This window comes from Enterobacter sp. DNB-S2, assembly GCF_019443845.1.
Lineage (GTDB): Bacteria > Pseudomonadota > Gammaproteobacteria > Enterobacterales > Enterobacteriaceae > Enterobacter > Enterobacter asburiae_B.
This window is the reverse complement of record NZ_CP050520.1, coordinates 508,611-528,309: the sequence shown is the minus strand read 5'-3', so window position 1 is coordinate 528,309 and position 19,699 is coordinate 508,611. Positions and strand designations below refer to the sequence as shown.

Sequence of the window (19,699 nt, the reverse complement as noted above, 5' to 3'; positions counted from 1 at the left end):
AATTGCAACGTGACGTTGTGAATATATCAATTTCCGCAATAAATTTCCTGTTGTAATGTGGGTACATTCTCGCTGAAACGCGAACCGAACAATAAGACACACAACATCACGAGGTATCACCCATGGCTAACTACTTTAATACACTGAACTTGCGCCAGCAGCTGGCGCAGCTGGGCAAATGCCGCTTCATGGCGCGCGATGAATTTGCCGATGGCGCGAGCTACCTTCAGGGTAAAAAAGTGGTCATCGTCGGCTGTGGCGCACAGGGTCTGAACCAGGGCCTGAACATGCGTGACTCCGGTCTGGATATCTCCTACGCTCTGCGCAAAGAAGCGATTGCCGAGAAGCGTGCTTCCTGGCGCAAAGCGACCGAAAACGGCTTCAAAGTGGGCACCTACGAAGAGCTGATTCCGCAGGCGGATCTGGTGGTTAACCTGACCCCGGACAAGCAGCACTCTGACGTAGTACGTTCCGTACAGCCGCTGATGAAAGACGGCGCCGCGCTGGGTTACTCCCACGGCTTCAACATCGTTGAAGTGGGCGAGCAGATCCGTAAAGACATCACCGTGGTGATGGTGGCACCGAAATGTCCGGGTACGGAAGTACGCGAAGAGTACAAACGTGGCTTCGGCGTGCCGACGCTTATCGCAGTTCACCCGGAAAACGATCCGAAAGGCGAAGGCATGGCGATTGCCAAAGCGTGGGCAGCGGCGACCGGCGGCCACCGTGCGGGCGTGCTGGAATCTTCCTTCGTTGCCGAAGTGAAATCTGACCTGATGGGTGAGCAGACCAATCTGTGCGGCATGCTGCAGGCCGGTTCTCTGCTGTGCTTTGACAAGCTGGTGGAAGAAGGTACCGACCCGGCCTACGCGGAAAAACTGATTCAGTTCGGCTGGGAAACCATCACCGAAGCGCTGAAGCAGGGCGGTATTACGCTGATGATGGACCGTCTGTCCAACCCGGCAAAACTGCGTGCTTACGCGCTGTCTGAACAGCTGAAAACCATCATGGCGCCGCTGTTCCAGAAACACATGGACGACATCATCTCCGGTGAATTCTCTTCCGGCATGATGGCAGACTGGGCGAACGACGATAAAAACCTGCTGACCTGGCGTGAAGAGACCGGTAAAACCGCGTTCGAAACCGCGCCACAGTACGAAGGTAAAATCGGCGAGCAGGAGTACTTCGATAAAGGCGTACTGATGATCGCGATGGTGAAAGCAGGCGTTGAGCTGGCGTTCGAAACCATGGTGGATTCCGGCATCATCGAAGAGTCAGCGTACTACGAATCTCTGCACGAGCTGCCGCTGATCGCGAATACCATCGCCCGTAAGCGTCTGTACGAAATGAACGTGGTTATTTCTGATACCGCAGAATACGGTAACTACCTGTTCTCTTACGCCTGCGTACCGCTGCTGAAAGAGTTTATGACCACTCTGCAGACGGGCGATCTGGGTAAAGCGATTGCGGAAGGTGCCGTGGATAACGCGCAGCTGCGTGATGTGAACGAAGCGATTCGCAGCCACCAGATCGAGAAAGTGGGTCACAAACTGCGTGGCTACATGACCGATATGAAGCGTATCGCGGTAGCGGGTTAACACCTGGTGCGGGCTGATGCCCTCACCCCGCCCCTCTCCCACTGGGAGAGGGTGAAACATTCAAGGCCTTCTCTTAGAGAAGGCCTTGCTGTTTATTTCCGATACAGTACTTTAATAATGTGGTAGCCGAACTGCGTGTGCAGCGGGCCGGTTGGCTCCAGCACCGGGCAGGAGAACACCACTTTATCGAACGCCGGAACCATCTGGCCCTGGCGGAACTCACCCAGATCGCCGCCGCGTTTGCCTGACGGGCAGATGGAGTGCTTCTTCGCCAGCTTGCCGAAGTCGGCACCGTTTTTAATCTGCTCCAGAAGATCTAAAGCCAGTTTCTCTTCTTTAACAAGGATGTGCACTGCTGCTGCTGTTTTTGCCATGATCGTGCCTTGAATAGGTTGAAATAAATCGGGGCGCAATATACCACGCGTCAGCGGCGATAAAGCACCTTAATGATATGGTAGCCAAATTTGGTTTTTACCGGGCCGTAGGGCTTCAGAAGCGGGCAGCTAAAGACCGCCCGATCGAACGGGCCGACCATCGCACCTTGTTGAAACTCGCCGAGATCCCCGCCATTGCGCCCGGATGGGCATTTAGAGTAACGCTTCGCCAGATGATCAAAGCTGATGCCGCGCTCCAGCTTGGCCAGGATCTCCTGGGCCAGTTTCTCTTCTTTTACCAGAATATGCAGGGCTGCTGCGGTCTTTTTCATGGTTCTGCTCTACGGGTTAAACGCGATTTCTCCACTTTATCATTAGCCGGTAAATCTGCGCCCGGCTTTCTGCTACAATCCACACCCCGTTCGAAGATTGAGCAACACTCCCATGCGTTTAAACCCTGGACAACAACAAGCGGTCGAATTCGTTACTGGACCATGCCTGGTGCTGGCAGGGGCCGGTTCGGGTAAAACCCGCGTGATCACCAACAAAATCGCCCATCTGATCCACAACTGCGGGTATCAGGCGCGACACATTGCGGCGGTCACCTTTACCAATAAAGCGGCGCGCGAGATGAAAGAGCGCGTCGGTCAGACGCTGGGTCGTAAAGAGGCGCGCGGCCTGATGATCTCCACCTTCCACACGCTGGGGCTGGATATCATCAAACGCGAGTATGCGGCGCTGGGAATGAAGTCCAACTTCTCGCTTTTTGACGATACCGATCAGGTGGCGCTGCTCAAAGAGCTCACCGAGGGGCTGATCGAAGATGATAAAGTGCTGTTGCAGCAGCTGATCTCGACGATCTCGAACTGGAAAAACGATCTGATGACGCCGGCCCAGGCCGCGGCGATCGCCAAAGGCGAACGGGATCGGATTTTCGCCCACTGCTACGGTCTGTACGATGCGCATATGAAAGCGTGTAACGTGCTGGACTTTGACGATCTGATCCTGCTGCCCACGCTGCTGCTGCAGCGCAATGAAGAGGTGTGCGAGCGCTGGCAGAATAAAATCCGCTACCTGCTGGTGGATGAATATCAGGACACCAACACCAGCCAGTACGAGCTGGTGAAGCTGCTGGTGGGGCAGCGCGCGCGTTTCACCGTGGTAGGCGACGACGACCAGTCGATTTACTCCTGGCGCGGCGCGCGCCCGCAAAACCTGGTGCTGCTGAGCAAAGATTTCCCCGCGCTGCAGGTGATTAAGCTGGAGCAGAACTACCGCTCCTCCGGGCGTATCCTGAAGGCGGCAAACATCCTGATTGCCAATAACCCGCACGTGTTTGAGAAGCGTCTCTTCTCCGAACTGGGCTACGGCACGGAGCTGAAAGTGCTCAGCGCCAACAATGAGGACCATGAAGCGGAGCGCGTGACGGGCGAACTCATCGCTCACCACTTCGTCAACAAAACCGAATATAAGGATTACGCGATCCTCTATCGCGGCAATCACCAGTCGCGCGTCTTTGAAAAGATGCTGATGCAGAACCGCATTCCGTACAAAATCTCGGGCGGCACGTCGTTCTTCTCGCGGCCAGAAATCAAAGACCTGCTGGCCTATCTTCGCGTGCTCACTAACCCGGATGATGACAGCGCGTTTTTGCGCATCGTGAATACGCCTAAACGCGAGATTGGCCCGGCGACGCTGCAAAAGCTCGGCGAGTGGGCGATGACCCGCAACAAAAGTATGTTTACCGCCAGCTTCGACATGGGGCTGAGCCAGACGTTAACCGGACGCGGGTATGACTCGTTAACCCGCTTCACCCACTGGCTCGGCGAAGTGCAGCGTCTCGCGGAGCGCGAGCCGGTGGCGGCAGTGCGCGATCTCATTCACGGCATCGACTATGAGTCCTGGCTGTATGAAACCTCAGCCAGCCCGAAGGCGGCTGAGATGCGCATGAAAAACGTTAACCAGCTCTTCAGCTGGATGACCGAAATGCTGGAGGGCTCTGAAATCGACGAGCCGATGACCCTGACGCAGGTGGTCACCCGCTTTACCCTGCGCGACATGATGGAGCGCGGCGAGAGCGAAGAAGAGGCCGATCAGGTTCAGCTGATGACGCTGCACGCGTCAAAAGGGCTGGAGTTCCCGTATGTGTATCTGGTCGGCATGGAAGAGGGATTGTTGCCGCACCAGAGCAGCATTGATGAAGACAACGTCGACGAGGAGCGCCGTCTGGCCTACGTGGGGATCACCCGCGCGCAGAAAGAGCTGACGTTTACGCTGTGTAAAGAGCGCCGCCAGTACGGTGAACTGGTTCGCCCGGAGCCGAGTCGTTTCCTGCTGGAACTGCCGCAGGATGACGTGATCTGGGAACAGGAACGCAAAGTGATTACCGCAGAAGAGCGGATGCACAAGGGTCAGGCTAACGTGGCGAACATCCGCGCCATGCTGGCAAAAGCCAAAGAGAAAGGATGAGCTCGAAGGGGTTGTAGGCCGGGTAAGGCGAAGCCGCCACCCGGCACTGTTCAGCGTATTACTTTACTTCCAGCACCCAGTGCACATAGCTCTGCCACTGGCACTCCTGCTCGATCATCTCTGCCCCTAATGGGTGACGATCAATCCAGTTCTCCGGCAGCGTCAGCGAAAGCTTCTCGTCATCGGCCACCAGATTAATGGCCGGCAGCAAATCATCGCGGCGGCGGCTGGCAAACAGGATCGCCAGACGCAGCAGGCGGCACAGATGCTCGGCCACGCGCGGCGGTACGGCGTTTTGCTGATGCAAAGAGGAGAGATCGACGGCGTTGGTCTGGTTCAGCAGCAGCGTGGCCAGCAATTTTTTCTGCGCAGGCGTATAGCCCGGTAAATCCAGGTTTCGCACCAGATACGCTGCATGAGCCGGTGCCTGCTTAAAATCAATGCTCAGCCCCACTTCATGTAGCGCACAGGCGCTCAGCAGTAAATCCCGGCTCAGATGGTCAAGATCCCAGACGTTAGCAACCCGATCGGCGAAGCGTGACGCCAGCTGCGATACGCGTCCTGCCTGATCGATATCAACCAGAAAACGACGCTGAACGTTGCGCAGGGTACGGCTGCGGATATCCTGATCGACCGACAGATGTAACATCCCGTAGACCAGACCTTCGCGCAGCGCGCCGCCGGCCAGGGTCATACACTGGATGTTCAGCTCGGTGAAAATGGCGATAAGAATAGCCAGTCCGCTCGGGAAGACCAGCGCGCGTTCCAGCGTCAGGCCTTCAATTTCCAGCTCTTCCAGGCGTCCGCACTGAATGGCGCGCTGTTTCAGCTGCTGAAGTTTGGCAAGCGTAATCCGCTCGTCCATTCCCTGCGCCATCATGATTTCCTGCAGAGCCTGCACGGTACCCGAGGCACCCACGCAGACTTTCCAGCCGTGATAGCGCAGCTCGTCCATCACCGGGCGTAATACCTCGCGCGCGGCGTTTTCTGCCTCGTCGAAGTTCTCTTTCGCCAGGTTCCGATCGGTAAAGTAGCGCTCAAGCCAGGTCACGCAGCCCATCGACAGGCTGAACAGCGACGTTGCCTGCGCGCCGGTGCCGGTCACAAGCTCGGTACTGGCACCGCCAATATCCACCACCAGACGACGATCGTCACCTCCCGTGGTGTGCGCAACGCCCTGGTAAATCAGGCGAGCCTCTTCTTCACCGCTGATAACCTGTACCGGACAACCCAGAATTTCCTGCGCTCTGGCAATGAAATCCACGGCGTTGACCGCCAGGCGGAGTGTCGCAGTGGCGACCACGGTGATTTGGGCGTGCGGGATATCCTGCAGACGTTCGGCAAAGAGTCGCAGACACTGCCAGCCACGTTCCATGGCTTCAGGGGAGAGGTGATTATCGCTGCTCAGGCCCGCCGCGAGGCGGACCTTGCGCTTGATGCGCGTCAGCGTTTGTATGCTTCCCGCCACCTCGCGCACAACCAGCATATGAAAACTATTCGAACCGAGATCAATTGCCGCATAAAGCGAGGTGGAGCTGAGCATATTTTCTTAACCTGAACGACGACGATTACGCGGCGCGCCACCTGAACGACGCGGACCATTGCCGGAGCGTGGGCGGGTTAGACGCTTAGGCGGCGGCAGTTCGCTTAACAGCGCTTCCGGATTGTATTTGCTCTGCGGAATAGAGTGACCGATATACGTCTCAATGGCTGGAAGATTCAGCGCATACTCTTCACACGCAAGGCTAATCGAGTGACCGCTTGCGCCCGCACGACCGGTACGACCGATACGGTGTACGTAGTCTTCGCAGTCGTCTGGCAGATCGTAGTTAAAGACGTGCGTCACGGCCGGAATGTGCAGACCACGAGCAGCAACGTCGGTTGCGACCAGAATATCGAGATCGCCACGGGTAAACTCTTCAAGAATACGCAGGCGTTTTTTCTGCGCCACGTCGCCGGTCAGCAGACCAACACGGTGACCGTCTGCAGCCAGATGGCCCCAGATGTCTTCACAACGGTGTTTGGTGTTCGCGAAGATAATGGCGCGATCTGGCCACTCTTCTTCGATCAGCGTTTGCAGCAGACGCATTTTCTCTTCATTGGAAGGGTAGAAGAGCTCTTCTTTAATGCGGTGACCCGTTTTCTGCTCCGGTTCCACTTCGACATATTCGGCGTTGTTCATCTGTTCGAACGCCAGCTCGCGTACGCGATAAGAAAGGGTAGCGGAGAACAGCATGTTCAGACGCTGATTGGCCGGCGGCATGCGGCGGAACAGCCAGCGAATGTCTTTAATGAAGCCCAGATCGTACATGCGGTCAGCTTCATCGAGCACCACAACCTGGATTGCGCCGAGGTTGATGTGATTCTGTTTGGCGTAGTCGATAAGACGACCGGTGGTACCGATCAGGATATCCACACCGCTTTCCAGCACTTTCAGCTGTTTATCGTAGCCGTCGCCGCCATAGGCCAGGCCAAGCTTCAGTCCGGTAGACTGCGCCAGGGGTTCAGCGTCTGCGTGGATCTGTACCGCCAGTTCTCGCGTCGGTGCCATAATTAGCGCGCGCGGCTGGTTAACTTTGCGGTCTGCAATCGCTGGGTGAGAAAGTAAATAATGAAACGTTGACGTTAAAAACGCCATCGTTTTGCCGGTACCGGTTTGCGCCTGCCCGGCAACATCGCGACCGGCCAGCGTCAGCGGCAGCGCGAGGGCCTGAATGGGCGTGCAGTTATGAAACCCTTTATTTTCAAGGGCTTCAATCACCTTCGGGTGCAGCGCGAAGTCGGAAAACTTCTGTTCTGTTAAATGTGTTTTGCTCATAGTGTGGTAGAATATCAGCTTACTATTGCTTTACGAAAGCGTATCCGGTGAAATAAAGTCAACCTTTAGTTGGTTAATGCGACATCAACACGTCGTTGGTGGAGACAAAACCAACGTACCAGGCTTATTCCTGTGGAGTTATATATGAGCGATAAAATTATTCACCTGACTGACGACAGTTTTGACACGGACGTACTTAAGGCTGACGGGCTGATCCTCGTCGATTTCTGGGCTGAATGGTGTGGTCCTTGCAAAATGATCGCCCCGATTCTGGATGAGATCGCTGACGAATATCAGGGCAAACTGACCGTTGCCAAGCTGAACATCGACCAGAACCCGGGCACCGCACCAAAATACGGTATCCGTGGCATCCCAACCCTTCTGCTGTTCAAAAACGGCGAAGTGGCAGCGACCAAAGTGGGCGCACTGTCCAAAGGTCAACTGAAAGAGTTCCTGGACGCTAACCTGGCGTAAGGTTTCTCCGCTGTGCGTTCAGGGCTCCCGGCTAAATGATGTGGAACTCTGGACGCCCGGCTGAAGTCGTGCTAAGTTAGCTATGACTTCGTTTTAAACATATCTTGTTGTTTGAATCTTGTTTTACCCGATACTTCCCGTTGTTAACATGAACAGTGCGTGAAGTGGCTAAATTCCGGGCTTGTCACTCAATCCGTCTTGTCGTTTCAGTTCTGCGTTCTTTCCCTGTGACCAGACAGCGAACAGACATGAGTTGATGGCCGCTAAACAGGCATGGATGACCCTGCCATACCATTCACAACATTAAGTTCGAGAATCACCCCGAGTTTAAGAACCCACACCATTATGAATCTTACCGAATTAAAGAATACGCCGGTTTCTGAGCTGATCACTCTCGGCGAAAATATGGGACTGGAAAACCAGGCCCGTATGCGCAAGCAGGACATCATTTTCGCCATCCTGAAGCAGCACGCTAAGAGTGGCGAAGATATCTTTGGCGACGGTGTGCTGGAGATATTGCAAGACGGATTTGGTTTCCTCCGCTCTGCAGACAGCTCCTACCTCGCCGGCCCTGACGACATCTACGTATCCCCCAGCCAAATCCGCCGTTTCAACCTCCGCACTGGTGACACCATTTCAGGTAAGATTCGTCCTCCTAAAGAGGGTGAACGCTACTTTGCGCTGTTGAAAGTCAATGAAGTTAACTTCGACAAACCGGAAAACTCGCGTAATAAGATCCTCTTTGAGAACTTAACGCCGCTGCACGCGAACTCTCGCCTGCGCATGGAGCGTGGTAACGGTTCAACTGAAGACTTAACCGCGCGTGTTCTGGATCTGGCATCACCAATTGGTCGCGGCCAGCGTGGTCTGATTGTGGCACCGCCGAAGGCGGGTAAAACCATGCTGCTGCAGAACATCGCGCAGAGCATCGCTTATAACCACCCAGACTGCGTGCTGATGGTGCTGCTGATCGACGAACGTCCGGAAGAAGTGACCGAGATGCAGCGTCTGGTTAAAGGTGAAGTGGTTGCTTCTACCTTCGACGAACCGGCATCTCGCCACGTTCAGGTTGCGGAAATGGTTATCGAGAAGGCGAAACGCCTGGTTGAGCACAAGAAAGACGTGATCATCCTGCTTGACTCCATCACCCGTCTGGCGCGTGCCTACAACACCGTCGTTCCTGCGTCAGGTAAAGTGCTGACCGGTGGTGTGGATGCTAACGCCCTGCATCGCCCGAAACGCTTCTTCGGTGCCGCACGTAACGTGGAAGAGGGCGGCAGCCTGACCATCATCGCGACGGCGCTGATCGATACCGGTTCTAAAATGGACGAAGTAATTTACGAAGAATTTAAAGGTACAGGTAACATGGAACTGCACCTTTCTCGTAAAATCGCTGAGAAACGCGTCTTCCCGGCTATCGACTACAACCGTTCCGGTACCCGTAAAGAAGAGCTGCTCACCACGCAGGAAGAGCTGCAGAAAATGTGGATCCTGCGCAAAATCATCCATCCAATGGGTGAAATTGACGCGATGGAGTTCCTCATTAACAAACTGGCGATGACCAAAACCAACGACGATTTCTTCGACATGATGAAACGCTCGTAACGCAAATAAAGCCAGCGAACGCCACGTTTTTACGTGGCGTTTTTCTTTTATGGACTATACGCTAGTACCATCTACTCCCAATTTTGACCGGTCGGTGCGACAATAGGGTCGTTTGTGCAGCTAAAGAAATAATTGATTGAAAAATATACAAAGGGAGTAGTCAGAAGCCATCTTTATTACTTCTGAGGCTGTGGCTTCATGGTTATACTTCCGGGACTAACATTTGTTGAGAGCAATCCATTGTGAATCTATTCACCGCCGTTACTGAACTGATCAGTATTTTTTTATTCACAACCTGTTTTTTGTTCATTGCGCGCAAGGTGGCAAAACGAATAGGGTTGGTGGATAAGCCAAATTTTCGTAAACGCCATCAGGGACTTATTCCTTTAGTCGGCGGGATTTCTGTTTACGCAGGGATTTGCTTCACGTTTGGTATTGCCGATTATTATATCCCGCATGCCGCCCTCTACATCGCCTGCGCCGGTGTTCTGGTGTTAGTCGGGGCCCTTGATGACCGGTTCGATATTGCGGTGAAAATACGCGCTACCGTTCAGGCGGCGATTGGCGTGGTGATGATGGTAGTGGGCGGACTGTATCTGCGAAGCCTAGGCTATGTATTTGGCCCCTGGGAGTTAGTCCTGGGTCCATTTGGCTTCTTCCTGACACTCTTTGCCGTCTGGGCGGCAATCAATGCTTTCAACATGGTGGATGGCATTGACGGCCTGCTCGGTGGGTTGTCGTCCGTCTCGTTCGCCGCAATCGGCATTATTTTATGGTTTGATGGTCAGTACAGTCTGGCAATGTGGTGTTTTGCCATGATTGCCGCCATTCTGCCTTATATCCTCCTAAACCTCGGTGTGCTGGGCCGTCGTTATAAAGTCTTTATGGGTGACGCGGGCAGTACGCTGATTGGTTTTACGGTTATCTGGATCCTGCTTGAAACCACACAGGGTCAAACCCATCCGATAAGTCCCGTAACCGCGCTGTGGATTATTGCCATTCCATTAATGGATATGGTTGCGATTATGTATCGCCGCCTGCGCAAAGGGATGAGTCCTTTCTCTCCTGACCGCCAACATATTCATCATCTCATCATGCGTGCGGGTTTTACTTCTCGTCAGGCGTTTGTGCTGATTACTCTGGCCGCCGCTATTTTGGCCGCGATTGGTGTAGCTGCAGAATATTCTCATATTATTCCTGAGTGGGTTATGTTGGCATTATTTTTGCTGGCATTTTTCCTGTACGGCTACTGCATTAAACGCGCATGGAAAGTGGCGCGATTTATTAAACGTCTTAAACGCAGGATGCGTCGTAAGAGTGGCAAAAACACAACATTAACTAAGTAAAACCGGGACTATGATGACTCAACCGTTGGCGGGAGCGAAATCAGTGGTAACTGAGAATGAACTGGATATTCGGGGTTTGTTTCGCGTGTTATGGGCAGGCAAACTTTGGATTGCGGGGATCGCGCTGGGGTTTGCACTGTTAGCGCTGGCCTATACGTTCTTTGCAAAACAAGAGTGGAGCGCCACGGCAATCACAGACAAGCCAACGGTTAACATGCTCGGGGGATACTATTCCCAGCAGCAATTCCTGCGTAACCTGGACATCAAAGCCAGTCTTGCTACGCCAGACCAGGCTTCCGTTATGGATGAAGCCTATAAAGAGTTTGTGATGCAGCTGGCTTCGTGGGATACCCGACGCGATTTCTGGTCCCAGACGGATTACTACAAACAGCGCCGGGTTGATAATACAAAAGCCGACGCCGCCCTGCTGGACGATCTGATTAACAATATTCAGTTTATGCCGGGCGACGCGCTGCGTAACGTGAATGACAGCGTCAAGCTGATTGCAGAAACCGCGCCGGATGCCAACAACCTGTTGCGTCAGTACGTCGCGTTTGCCAGCCAGCGTGCCGCAAGCCATCTTAACGAAGAGCTTAAAGGTGCCTGGGCGGCTCGTACCATCCAGATGAAAGCCCAGGTGAAACGTCAGGAAGAGGTGGCGAATACCATTTTCGGTCGCCGTGTGCATAACATTGAGCAGGCGCTGAAAATTGCGGAACAGCGCAATATTTCCCGTACTGAGACTGACGTGCCGGCCGATGAGCTGCCTGATTCAGAGATGTTCCTCCTTGGTCGCCCTATGTTGCAGGCGCGTCTGGAAAACCTCCAGGCCGTCGGTCCTGATTTTGACCTCGATTACGATCAAAATCGCGCGATGCTCAATACGCTTAATGTCGGTCCATCTCTGGACCCGCGTTTTCAGACCTATCGTTATTTGCGAACGCCTGAAGAACCTGTAAAACGCGATAGTCCGCGTCGTGCATTCCTGATGATTATGTGGGGGATTGTAGGCGCACTGACGGGCGCTGGCGTGGCGTTAACGCGTCGTCGCAAAAACTAAGAACGCCGTCTACGATGAAGGCTGCGGCCTTCATCGCCTAATCGAAGAGAATCGATGTGAAAGTACTAACCGTATTTGGCACCAGGCCGGAGGCCATTAAGATGGCACCTCTGGTTCATGCGCTGGCCTGCGATCCTGATATTGAAGCGAAAGTGTGCGTCACTGCCCAACACCGTGAGATGCTCGATCAGGTTTTAACGCTCTTCTCCATCGTCCCGGATTACGACCTTAATATTATGAAACCGGGGCAAGGATTAACGGAAATAACCTGTCGCATTCTGCAAGAGCTAAAGCCGATCCTGGAGTCATTCAAGCCTGACGTGGTGCTGGTTCACGGTGACACCACCACAACCGTGGCGACAAGCCTGGCCGCGTTTTACCAGCGAATTCCCGTGGGGCATGTTGAGGCGGGTCTGCGTACCGGAAATCTTTATTCGCCGTGGCCGGAGGAGGCCAACCGCACGTTAACGGGTCATCTGGCGATGTACCACTTTGCGCCAACGGAAAACTCCCGTCAGAACCTGCTGCGTGAAAATATCGCCGATAACAAAATCTTTTTGACCGGCAATACGGTCATTGACGCGTTAATTTGGGTACGTGACCGCGTCCTGGCAAATAGCGAGCTTCAGAAAGAGCTCGCTGCCCGCTATCCGTTCCTTCACAACGGTAAAAAAACCATTCTGGTTACTGGCCACCGTCGCGAAAGCTTTGGCCGGGGTTTCGAGCAAATCTGTCACGCGCTGGCTGAAATCGCCGCGCAGAACGACGATGTGCAAATTGTCTATCCAGTACACCTTAACCCTAACGTCAGCGAGCCGGTTAACCGGATCCTGGGCCATGTCGACAATGTCCTTCTGATTGAACCTCAGGACTACATGCCGTTTGTCTGGCTGATGAACCACGCCTGGCTGATCCTCACCGATTCCGGCGGCATTCAGGAAGAAGCGCCATCCCTCGGCAAACCGGTGCTGGTGATGCGTGAAACGACCGAACGTCCTGAAGCCGTCAAAGCCGGTACGGTGCGGCTGGTCGGCACCAACGCGCAGCTCATCGTCGAAGAGGTCACGCGCCTGCTGCATGACGATGAAGCGTATCAGGCGATGAGCCGGGCTCATAATCCGTATGGAGACGGGCAGGCTTGTGGCCGTATTTTGCATGCACTTAAACACAATCGGGTATCGCTATGAGTTTTACTACCATCTCGGTCATTGGTCTTGGCTACATTGGCTTGCCTACTGCGGCCGCGTTTGCCTCTCGTCAGAAACAGGTTGTTGGTGTGGATATCAACGCACGGGCGGTAGAAACCATTAACCGTGGCGAGATTCATATTGTGGAGCCCGATCTTGACCGCGTGGTGAAAGAGGCGGTGGAGGGGGGCTTCCTGCGTGCCAGCACGACGCCAGTTGAAGCGGATGCCTACCTGATTGCCGTCCCCACTCCATTTAAAGGCGACCACGAGCCCGACATGGCGTTCGTCGAGGCGGCGGCAAAATCCATCGCGCCTGTGCTGAAGAAAGGGGCGCTGGTGATCCTGGAATCGACCTCTCCGGTCGGCGCTACCGAGCAGATGGCACAGTGGCTGGCCGACGCGCGCCCTGATTTAAGCTTCCCGCAGCAGGCGGGTGAGCAGGCGGGTGAGCAGGCGGATATCAACATCGCCTACTGTCCGGAGCGCGTGTTGCCGGGCCAGGTGATGGTCGAACTGATTAAAAACGACCGCGTCATTGGCGGTATGACGCCCATCTGTTCCGAACGTGCCAGCGCGCTGTACAAGATTTTCCTGGAAGGTGAGTGCGTGGTGACCAACTCCCGCACTGCCGAGATGTGCAAGCTGACGGAAAACAGCTTCCGCGACGTCAATATCGCCTTTGCGAACGAACTGTCGCTGATCTGTGCTGATCAGGGGATTAACGTCTGGGAGCTGATTAGTCTGGCGAATCGCCATCCGCGCGTGAACATTCTCCAGCCAGGTCCGGGTGTGGGCGGACACTGTATCGCCGTCGACCCGTGGTTTATCGTGGCGCAAAATCCGGCGCAGGCGCGTCTGATTCGCACCGCGCGTGAAGTGAACGACAGCAAGCCTCACTGGGTGCTCAATCAGGTTAAAGCGACGGTAGCGGATTGTCTGGCAGAGAGCGGCAAGCGCGCCAGCGAGCTGAAAATTGCCTGCTTTGGTCTGGCATTCAAACCCAATATTGACGATCTGCGTGAAAGCCCGGCGATGGAAATTGCCGAGATGATTGCCGAATGGCACAAGGGTGAAACGCTGGTGGTTGAGCCGAATATCCATGAATTACCGGCAAAACTGGCGGGGCACTGCACGCTGACGGCGCTGGACGACGCGCTGGCGACGGCGGACGTGCTGGTGCTGCTGGTAGATCATAAAGAGTTTAAAGCGACGTCCGGCGATGCCGTTCGTCAGCAGTATATTGTGGATACCAAAGGTGTCTGGCGTTGAACAGCCTGAATGGGGTGCTCGAGTCCCTGCAGTGGGAGAGTGCCTTTTTCGGCCTGCCGTCGGCCATCGTGCGTCTGCGTGATGATGCGCAGGTGCTGGCTGAACCGGATTTTATCGCCTGGCAACGGGTGCAGGCTAAGATCCCGGCCGAGCGTGCCGATCTGCTTGATGCGCTGCAGCAACACGGCTTTCAGCTGGTTGAAGGTGAGGTAGACCTTTCCATTAACCTTACCCGGCACGATGCGTCCGGCGCGGAAATTGCAACAGAGCAGGACATCCCCGCGCTGCGTCAGATGGCGGCCCAGGCATTTGCTCAGAGCCGCTTTCGTGCTCCCTGGTATGCACCTGACGATAGCGGACGTTTCTATGCCCAGTGGATAGAAAATGCGGTCAAAGGCACCTTTGACCACGTCTGCCTGGTTTTTCGTGCAGTGGACGGTCAAATCCAGGGGTTCGTCTCGCTGCGTAAGCTCAACGAGCGCGAGGCGCGTATCGGCTTATTAGCCGGGCGCGGCATGGGTGAAAAACTCATGCAGGCGGCGCTGCACTGGGCGCAGCAGCAACAGCTTGCGACGCTGCGGGTCGCGACCCAACTGGGCAACACCGCCGCGCTTAAACGTTACATTGCGAGTGGTGCCAACATCGACGCCACCGCCTACTGGTTATACAGGTGACAAGATGATTCCATTTAACGCACCACCCGTTGTCGGAACTGAACTCGACTATATGCAGTCTGCTATGGGCAGCGGCAAACTCTGTGGTGACGGCGGTTTTACCCGTCGCTGTCAGCAGTGGATGGAACAGCGTTTTCGCAGCGCCAAAGTGCTGCTGACCCCGTCCTGTACGGCATCGCTGGAAATGGCGGCACTGCTGCTGGATATCCAGCCCGGTGATGAAGTGATTATGCCGAGCTATACCTTCGTTTCCACCGCAAACGCCTTTGTCCTGCGCGGAGCGAAAATCGTCTTTGTGGATATCCGCCCGGACACCATGAACATTGATGAGACGCTGATTGAAGCGGCGATCACTGACAAAACACGCGCGATCGTGCCGGTTCACTACGCGGGCGTGGCCTGTGAAATGGACACCATCATGGCCATCGCCAAAAAACATAATCTGTTCGTGGTGGAAGATGCCGCGCAGGGCGTGATGTCCACCTACAAGGGACGCGCGCTGGGCACGATCGGCCACATTGGCTGCTTTAGCTTCCACGAAACCAAAAACTACACGGCGGGTGGAGAAGGTGGCGCGACGCTGATTAACGACCGGGCTCTCGTGGAGCGTGCGGAAGTGATCCGCGAAAAAGGCACCAACCGCAGCCAGTTCTTCCGGGGACAGGTAGATAAATACACCTGGCGCGATATCGGCTCCAGCTATCTGATGGCGGATCTGCAGGCGGCGTACCTGTGGGCGCAGCTGGAAGCGGCGGAACGTATCAACCTTCAGCGTCTTTCCCTGTGGCAAACGTATTACGATGCGCTTGAGCCTCTGGCCAAAGCCGGGCGTATTGAGCTGCCGACCATCCCGTCAGATTGCGTCCACAACGCGCATATGTTCTACATCAAGCTGCGCGATAACGACGACCGCAGCGAGCTCATCGCCTGGCTGAAAGAGGCCGAAATTATGGCGGTGTTCCACTACATCCCGCTGCACTCCAGCCCGGCCGGCGAAGCGTTTGGCTCGTTCGCGGGTGAAGATCGTTACACCACCAAAGAAAGTGAGCGTTTGCTTCGCCTGCCACTGTTCTACAACCTCGCGCCTGTTAACCAGCGTACGGTGATTAATACCCTTCTGAGTTATTTCGGCTGATATGTCTCTGGCAAAAGCATCGGTGTGGACCGCCGCGTCCACGCTTGTAAAAATTGGCGCCGGGCTGCTGGTCGTCAAGCTGTTGGCCGTCTCATTTGGCCCCTCTGGTGTCGGGCTGGCAGGTAATTTCCGCCAGCTCGTTACCGTCCTTGGCGTGCTGGCCGGTGCCGGTATCTTCAACGGCGTCACCAAATACGTTGCGCAGTATCACGATGATGCGGCTCAGCTGCGCAGAGTGGTGGGTACCTCTTCGGCGATGGTCACGGGTTTTTCGACCCTGATGGCGATTGTCTTTCTGCTGGCGGCGGCGCCCATTAGCCAGGGATTGTTCGGGCACACCCATTATCAGGGGCTGGTGCGTCTGGTCGCGTTGGTTCAGATGGGCATTGCCTGGGCTAACCTGCTGCTGGCGCTGATGAAAGGTTTTCGTGATGCCGCCGGGAACGCGCTTGCCTTAATCCTGGGCAGCGTCATCGGCGTGATTGCCTATTACTTCTGCTATCGCCTGGGCGGCTATGAAGGCGCACTGCTGGGGCTGGCGCTGGTCCCGGCACTGGTTGTTGTGCCTGCGGCATTTATGCTGATGCGTCGGGGGGTCATCCCTCTGAGCTACCTGAAACCGCGCTGGGACACGATGCTTGCCAGCCAGCTGGGTAAATTTACCCTGATGGCGCTCATCACCTCCGTCACGCTGCCGGTGGCCTATGTGATGATGCGAAACCTGCTGGCGGCGCATTATAGCTGGGATGAGGTGGGGATCTGGCAGGGCGTAAGCAGTATTTCCGACGCCTATCTCCAGTTTATTACGGCTTCCTTTAGCGTTTACCTGCTGCCAACCTTATCGCGTCTGACGTCCAGACAGGATATTACCCGTGAGATTTTCCGATCGCTGCGCTTTGTGCTGCCAGCCGTCGCGGCGGCCAGCTTTACCGTCTGGTTACTGCGCGATGTCGCCATCTGGCTGCTGTTCTCGGCGAAGTTCACCGCCATGCGCGATCTCTTTGCCTGGCAGCTGGTGGGTGATGTGCTGAAAGTGGGTGCTTACGTTTTTGGCTATCTGGTGATTGCAAAAGCGTCCCTGCGGATGTATATCCTGGCGGAAATTAGCCAGTTTGCGTTACTGACAGCATTTTCACACTGGCTGATACCCGCGCACGGTGCGCTGGGGGCGGCTCAGGCCTACATGGCAACCTATATCGTTTATTTCGCCGCCTGTTGCGGCGTATTTTTATTGTGGCGTAAACGCGCATGACTGCACTGATTCACATCCTGGGATCGGATATCCCACACCATAACCAGACCGTTTTGCGGTTCTTCAACGACGAGCTGGCATCGGGTAATCCTGATGCGCGTGAGTTTATGGTTGCAGGTCAGGATAAGGGCCTGAGCGAGGCGTTTCCGGCGCTGACGATTCGCTTCTGGCCGGATAAGGCCGCGCTGGCGAAGGCGGTCGTTGCCAGAGCCAAGGCGGATCGTAAGCAACGTTTCTTTTTCCACGGGCAGTTCAATACCGGCCTGTGGCTGGCACTGCTCAGCGGGGGGATTAAACCCTCCCAGTGCAGCTGGCATATCTGGGGAGCCGATCTCTACGAAGTCTCCCGCGGCTGGAAATTCCGTCTTTTCTATCCGCTGCGCCGCATGGCGCAGGGGCGCGTGGGCTGCGTGTTTGCCACCCGAGGCGATCTCAACTATTTTGCTAAACAGCACCCGAACGTGCGCGGAGAATTACTCTATTTCCCAACCCGCATGGATCCGGCGCTGAACGCCATGGCGAATGACGCGGTGCGTGAAGGCAAGCTAACGATCCTGGTGGGGAATTCCGGCGATCGCAGTAACGAACACGTCGCAGCGCTCAGGGCGGTGCATCAGCAGTTTGGCGACACGGTGAACGTGGTGGTGCCGATGGGCTATCCCGCCAACAACGACGCCTATATTGCTGAGGTTCGCCAGCAGGGACTTGCGCTGTTTAGTGCAGAAAATCTGCACATCCTCAGCGATAAGCTGGAATTTGATGAGTATCTTGCGCTGCTAAGAAAATGCGATCTTGGCTATTTCATCTTCGCCCGACAGCAGGGAATCGGCACGCTGTGTCTGCTGATTCAGGCGGGTGTACCGTGCGTGCTCAACCGCGACAACCCGTTCTGGCAGGACATGGCCGAGCAGCATATTCCGGTGCTGTTTACCTCAGACACGCTGAATGTCGAGGTGGTACGGGAAGCCCAACGCCAGCTCACGCTGGTGGATAAAAATAGCATCGATTTTTTCAGCCCGAATTACCTCACGCCGTGGCATCGCGCGCTGCGTATCGCTTCAGGAGACAAAGCATGAGTCAGTTGCAATTCAGCGGCTTACTGGTTGTCTGGCTTCTGAGCGCCCTGTTTATCGCCACGCTTACCTGGTTTGAATTCCGCCGGGTGCGGTTCAACTTTAACGTATTCTTCTCGTTACTGTTTCTGCTGACCTTCTTTTTCGGCTTCCCGCTGACCAGCATTCTGGTCTTCCGTTTTGACGTGAGCGTCGCACCGCCGGAAATCCTGCTCCAGGCGCTTCTGGCGGCGACCTGCTTCTATGCCGTCTACTACGTCACCTATAAAACGCGTCTGCGTTCAGCGCAGGCTGCAGTCCCGCGTCGGCCGCTTTTTACCATGAATCGGGTGGAAACCCACCTGACGTGGGTGATGCTGATGACCATCGCCCTGGTCAGCGTCGGTATCTTCTTCATGCATAACGGCTTTCTGCTGTTTAAGCTCCACTCCTACAGCCAGATTTTTTCGGCCGAAGTCTCGGGCGTGGCGCTTAAGCGTTTCTTCTATTTCTTCATCCCGGCGATGCTGGTGGTCTTTTTCCTGCGTCAGGACAGCAAAGCGTGGCTGTTCTTTCTGGTCAGCACCGTCGCGTTTGGCATTCTGACCTACATGATTGTGGGCGGCACGCGCGCGAACATCATCATCGCCTTCGCCATATTCCTGTTTATCGGCATCATCCGCGGCTGGATCTCGCTGTGGATGCTGGTTGCGGCAGGCGTGTTTGGCATTGTCGGGATGTTCTGGCTGGCGCTGAAGCGCTACGGGATGAACGTGGCGGGCGATGAGGCGTTTTACACGTTCCTCTACCTGACGCGCGATACCTTCTCGCCGTGGGAAAACCTGGCATTGCTGCTGCAAAACTACGACAAGATTGATTTCCAGGGGCTGGCGCCGATTGTTCGCGACTTCTACGTCTTTATCCCTTCCTGGCTATGGCCGGACCGGCCCGGCGTGGTGCTTAACACGGCGAATTACTTTACCTGGGAAGTGCTGAACAACCATTCCGGTCTGGCAATCTCGCCAACGCTGATTGGTTCCCTGGTGGTGATGGGGGGGGCGTGGTTCATTCTGCCCGGGGCGGTTGCCGTGGGGCTGATTATCAAGTGGTTCGACTGGCTTTACCTGCGCGGCAACGAAGAGACCAACCGCTATAAAGCCGCCATTTTGCACAGTTTCTGCTTTGGTGCCATTTTCAATATGATCGTTCTGGCGCGCGAAGGGCTGGACTCGTTCGTTTCGCGCGTGGTGTTCTTCATGGTCGTTTTCGGCCTCTGCCTGTTGCTGGCCAAACTGCTGTACTGGCTGTTTGACAGCGCAGGGCTCGTGCACAAGCGCGAGCGGCAGGGCAGCACAACGCTGTCGCAAGTCTGAGTAAGGATAGT

Annotated in this window: 17 protein-coding genes; 13 read left to right on the top strand and 4 right to left on the bottom strand. The window is 55.3% G+C overall.

The window, feature by feature from the left end:
- Positions 1-122 precede the first annotated feature (122 nt).
- The gene (ilvC, locus tag HB664_RS02620) at positions 123-1,598 is read left to right on the top strand and encodes a ketol-acid reductoisomerase (protein ID WP_219940324.1); all 1,476 of its coding nucleotides are present in this window, start codon (positions 123-125) and stop codon (positions 1,596-1,598) included.
- Between the two features lie 92 nt (positions 1,599-1,690).
- Here ilvC and ppiC (HB664_RS02615) read toward each other — a convergent pair whose 3' ends face one another.
- The gene (gene ppiC, locus HB664_RS02615; RefSeq protein ID WP_023309650.1) at positions 1,691-1,972 is read right to left on the bottom strand and encodes a peptidylprolyl isomerase PpiC; all 282 of its coding nucleotides are present in this window, start codon (positions 1,970-1,972) and stop codon (positions 1,691-1,693) included.
- Positions 1,973-2,022: 50 nt separating this feature from the next.
- A complete protein-coding gene (ppiC, locus tag HB664_RS02610) occupies positions 2,023-2,304 on the bottom strand; it encodes a peptidylprolyl isomerase PpiC (protein WP_023309649.1) in 282 nt (93 codons plus the stop codon).
- A gap of 112 nt (positions 2,305-2,416) precedes the next feature.
- Between ppiC (HB664_RS02610) and rep the strand changes: the two genes are divergently transcribed.
- Positions 2,417-4,441, top strand: coding sequence for a DNA helicase Rep (gene rep / locus HB664_RS02605; RefSeq protein WP_219940323.1), 2,025 nt, complete (start codon positions 2,417-2,419; stop codon positions 4,439-4,441).
- Positions 4,442-4,499: 58 nt separating this feature from the next.
- Here rep and gppA read toward each other — a convergent pair whose 3' ends face one another.
- Together gppA and rhlB are read right to left on the bottom strand one after the other, a co-directional pair.
- Positions 4,500-5,984: a guanosine-5'-triphosphate,3'-diphosphate diphosphatase gene (gene gppA, locus HB664_RS02600; RefSeq protein ID WP_039264265.1), complete on the bottom strand. Its 1,485-nt coding sequence runs from the start codon at positions 5,982-5,984 to the stop codon at positions 4,500-4,502.
- A gap of 6 nt (positions 5,985-5,990) precedes the next feature.
- Positions 5,991-7,259 (bottom strand): ATP-dependent RNA helicase RhlB, encoded by a 1,269-nt coding sequence (gene rhlB / locus HB664_RS02595; RefSeq protein WP_023309646.1) that lies wholly within the window; start codon positions 7,257-7,259, stop codon positions 5,991-5,993.
- A gap of 144 nt (positions 7,260-7,403) precedes the next feature.
- Here rhlB and trxA point away from each other — a divergent pair, with 144 nt between their 5' ends.
- The 11 genes from trxA (at position 7,404) to wzyE (ending at position 19,688) form a co-directional block, all read left to right on the top strand.
- Positions 7,404-7,733, top strand: coding sequence for a thioredoxin TrxA (gene trxA, locus HB664_RS02590; protein WP_006179218.1), 330 nt, complete (start codon positions 7,404-7,406; stop codon positions 7,731-7,733).
- 345 nt (positions 7,734-8,078) lie between these two features.
- On the top strand, positions 8,079-9,338 hold the full coding sequence (gene rho, locus HB664_RS02585; RefSeq protein WP_008501566.1) for a transcription termination factor Rho: 1,260 nt from the start codon (positions 8,079-8,081) through the stop codon (positions 9,336-9,338).
- A 242-nt stretch (positions 9,339-9,580) separates the two neighbouring features.
- A complete protein-coding gene (wecA, locus tag HB664_RS02580) occupies positions 9,581-10,684 on the top strand; it encodes a UDP-N-acetylglucosamine--undecaprenyl-phosphate N-acetylglucosaminephosphotransferase (RefSeq protein WP_167819341.1) in 1,104 nt (367 codons plus the stop codon).
- Positions 10,685-10,697: 13 nt separating this feature from the next.
- Positions 10,698-11,744: an ECA polysaccharide chain length modulation protein gene (wzzE, locus tag HB664_RS02575; protein ID WP_033146914.1), complete on the top strand. Its 1,047-nt coding sequence runs from the start codon at positions 10,698-10,700 to the stop codon at positions 11,742-11,744.
- A 56-nt stretch (positions 11,745-11,800) separates the two neighbouring features.
- Entirely contained in the window at positions 11,801-12,931 is a 1,131-nt protein-coding gene (wecB, locus tag HB664_RS02570) for a non-hydrolyzing UDP-N-acetylglucosamine 2-epimerase (protein ID WP_219940322.1), read from the top strand.
- Positions 12,928-14,202 carry a UDP-N-acetyl-D-mannosamine dehydrogenase gene (gene wecC, locus HB664_RS02565; RefSeq protein WP_219940321.1) on the top strand — a complete coding sequence of 425 codons (1,275 nt, stop codon included), beginning with the start codon at positions 12,928-12,930 and terminating at the stop codon, positions 14,200-14,202. Before wecB ends, wecC begins: the two co-directional genes overlap by 4 nt.
- The gene (rffC, locus tag HB664_RS02560; protein ID WP_219940320.1) at positions 14,199-14,876 is read left to right on the top strand and encodes a dTDP-4-amino-4,6-dideoxy-D-galactose acyltransferase; all 678 of its coding nucleotides are present in this window, start codon (positions 14,199-14,201) and stop codon (positions 14,874-14,876) included. The genes wecC and rffC overlap by 4 nt, the downstream gene beginning before the upstream one ends.
- A 4-nt stretch (positions 14,877-14,880) precedes the next feature.
- Positions 14,881-16,011 carry a dTDP-4-amino-4,6-dideoxygalactose transaminase gene (rffA, locus tag HB664_RS02555; protein WP_219940319.1) on the top strand — a complete coding sequence of 377 codons (1,131 nt, stop codon included), beginning with the start codon at positions 14,881-14,883 and terminating at the stop codon, positions 16,009-16,011.
- Position 16,012: 1 nt separating this feature from the next.
- On the top strand, positions 16,013-17,263 hold the full coding sequence (gene wzxE / locus HB664_RS02550) for a lipid III flippase WzxE (RefSeq protein WP_219940318.1): 1,251 nt from the start codon (positions 16,013-16,015) through the stop codon (positions 17,261-17,263).
- Positions 17,260-18,339 (top strand): TDP-N-acetylfucosamine:lipid II N-acetylfucosaminyltransferase, encoded by a 1,080-nt coding sequence (locus HB664_RS02545; RefSeq protein WP_196355220.1) that lies wholly within the window; start codon positions 17,260-17,262, stop codon positions 18,337-18,339. The genes wzxE and HB664_RS02545 overlap by 4 nt, the downstream gene beginning before the upstream one ends.
- The gene (gene wzyE, locus HB664_RS02540; RefSeq protein ID WP_033146908.1) at positions 18,336-19,688 is read left to right on the top strand and encodes an ECA oligosaccharide polymerase; all 1,353 of its coding nucleotides are present in this window, start codon (positions 18,336-18,338) and stop codon (positions 19,686-19,688) included. Before HB664_RS02545 ends, wzyE begins: the two co-directional genes overlap by 4 nt.
- Positions 19,689-19,699 lie beyond the last annotated feature (11 nt).

Excerpts from the sequence above, each read along its gene's own strand:
- wzyE (WP_033146908.1), top strand. The coding sequence starts at position 18,336 with ATGAGTCAGTTGCAATTCAGCGGCTTACTGGTTGTCTGGCTTCTGAGC.
- rhlB (WP_023309646.1), bottom strand. The coding sequence starts at position 7,259 with ATGAGCAAAACACATTTAACAGAACAGAAGTTTTCCGACTTCGCGCTG.
- rep (WP_219940323.1), top strand. The coding sequence starts at position 2,417 with ATGCGTTTAAACCCTGGACAACAACAAGCGGTCGAATTCGTTACTGGA.
- ilvC (WP_219940324.1), top strand. The coding sequence starts at position 123 with ATGGCTAACTACTTTAATACACTGAACTTGCGCCAGCAGCTGGCGCAG.
- rho (WP_008501566.1), top strand. The coding sequence starts at position 8,079 with ATGAATCTTACCGAATTAAAGAATACGCCGGTTTCTGAGCTGATCACT.
- ppiC (WP_023309649.1), bottom strand. The coding sequence starts at position 2,304 with ATGAAAAAGACCGCAGCAGCCCTGCATATTCTGGTAAAAGAAGAGAAA.
- wzxE (WP_219940318.1), top strand. The coding sequence starts at position 16,013 with ATGTCTCTGGCAAAAGCATCGGTGTGGACCGCCGCGTCCACGCTTGTA.
- gppA (WP_039264265.1), bottom strand. The coding sequence starts at position 5,984 with ATGCTCAGCTCCACCTCGCTTTATGCGGCAATTGATCTCGGTTCGAAT.
- wecC (WP_219940321.1), top strand. The coding sequence starts at position 12,928 with ATGAGTTTTACTACCATCTCGGTCATTGGTCTTGGCTACATTGGCTTG.
- trxA (WP_006179218.1), top strand. The coding sequence starts at position 7,404 with ATGAGCGATAAAATTATTCACCTGACTGACGACAGTTTTGACACGGAC.
- HB664_RS02545 (WP_196355220.1), top strand. The coding sequence starts at position 17,260 with ATGACTGCACTGATTCACATCCTGGGATCGGATATCCCACACCATAAC.
- rffA (WP_219940319.1), top strand. The coding sequence starts at position 14,881 with ATGATTCCATTTAACGCACCACCCGTTGTCGGAACTGAACTCGACTAT.
- wzzE (WP_033146914.1), top strand. The coding sequence starts at position 10,698 with ATGACTCAACCGTTGGCGGGAGCGAAATCAGTGGTAACTGAGAATGAA.
- ppiC (WP_023309650.1), bottom strand. The coding sequence starts at position 1,972 with ATGGCAAAAACAGCAGCAGCAGTGCACATCCTTGTTAAAGAAGAGAAA.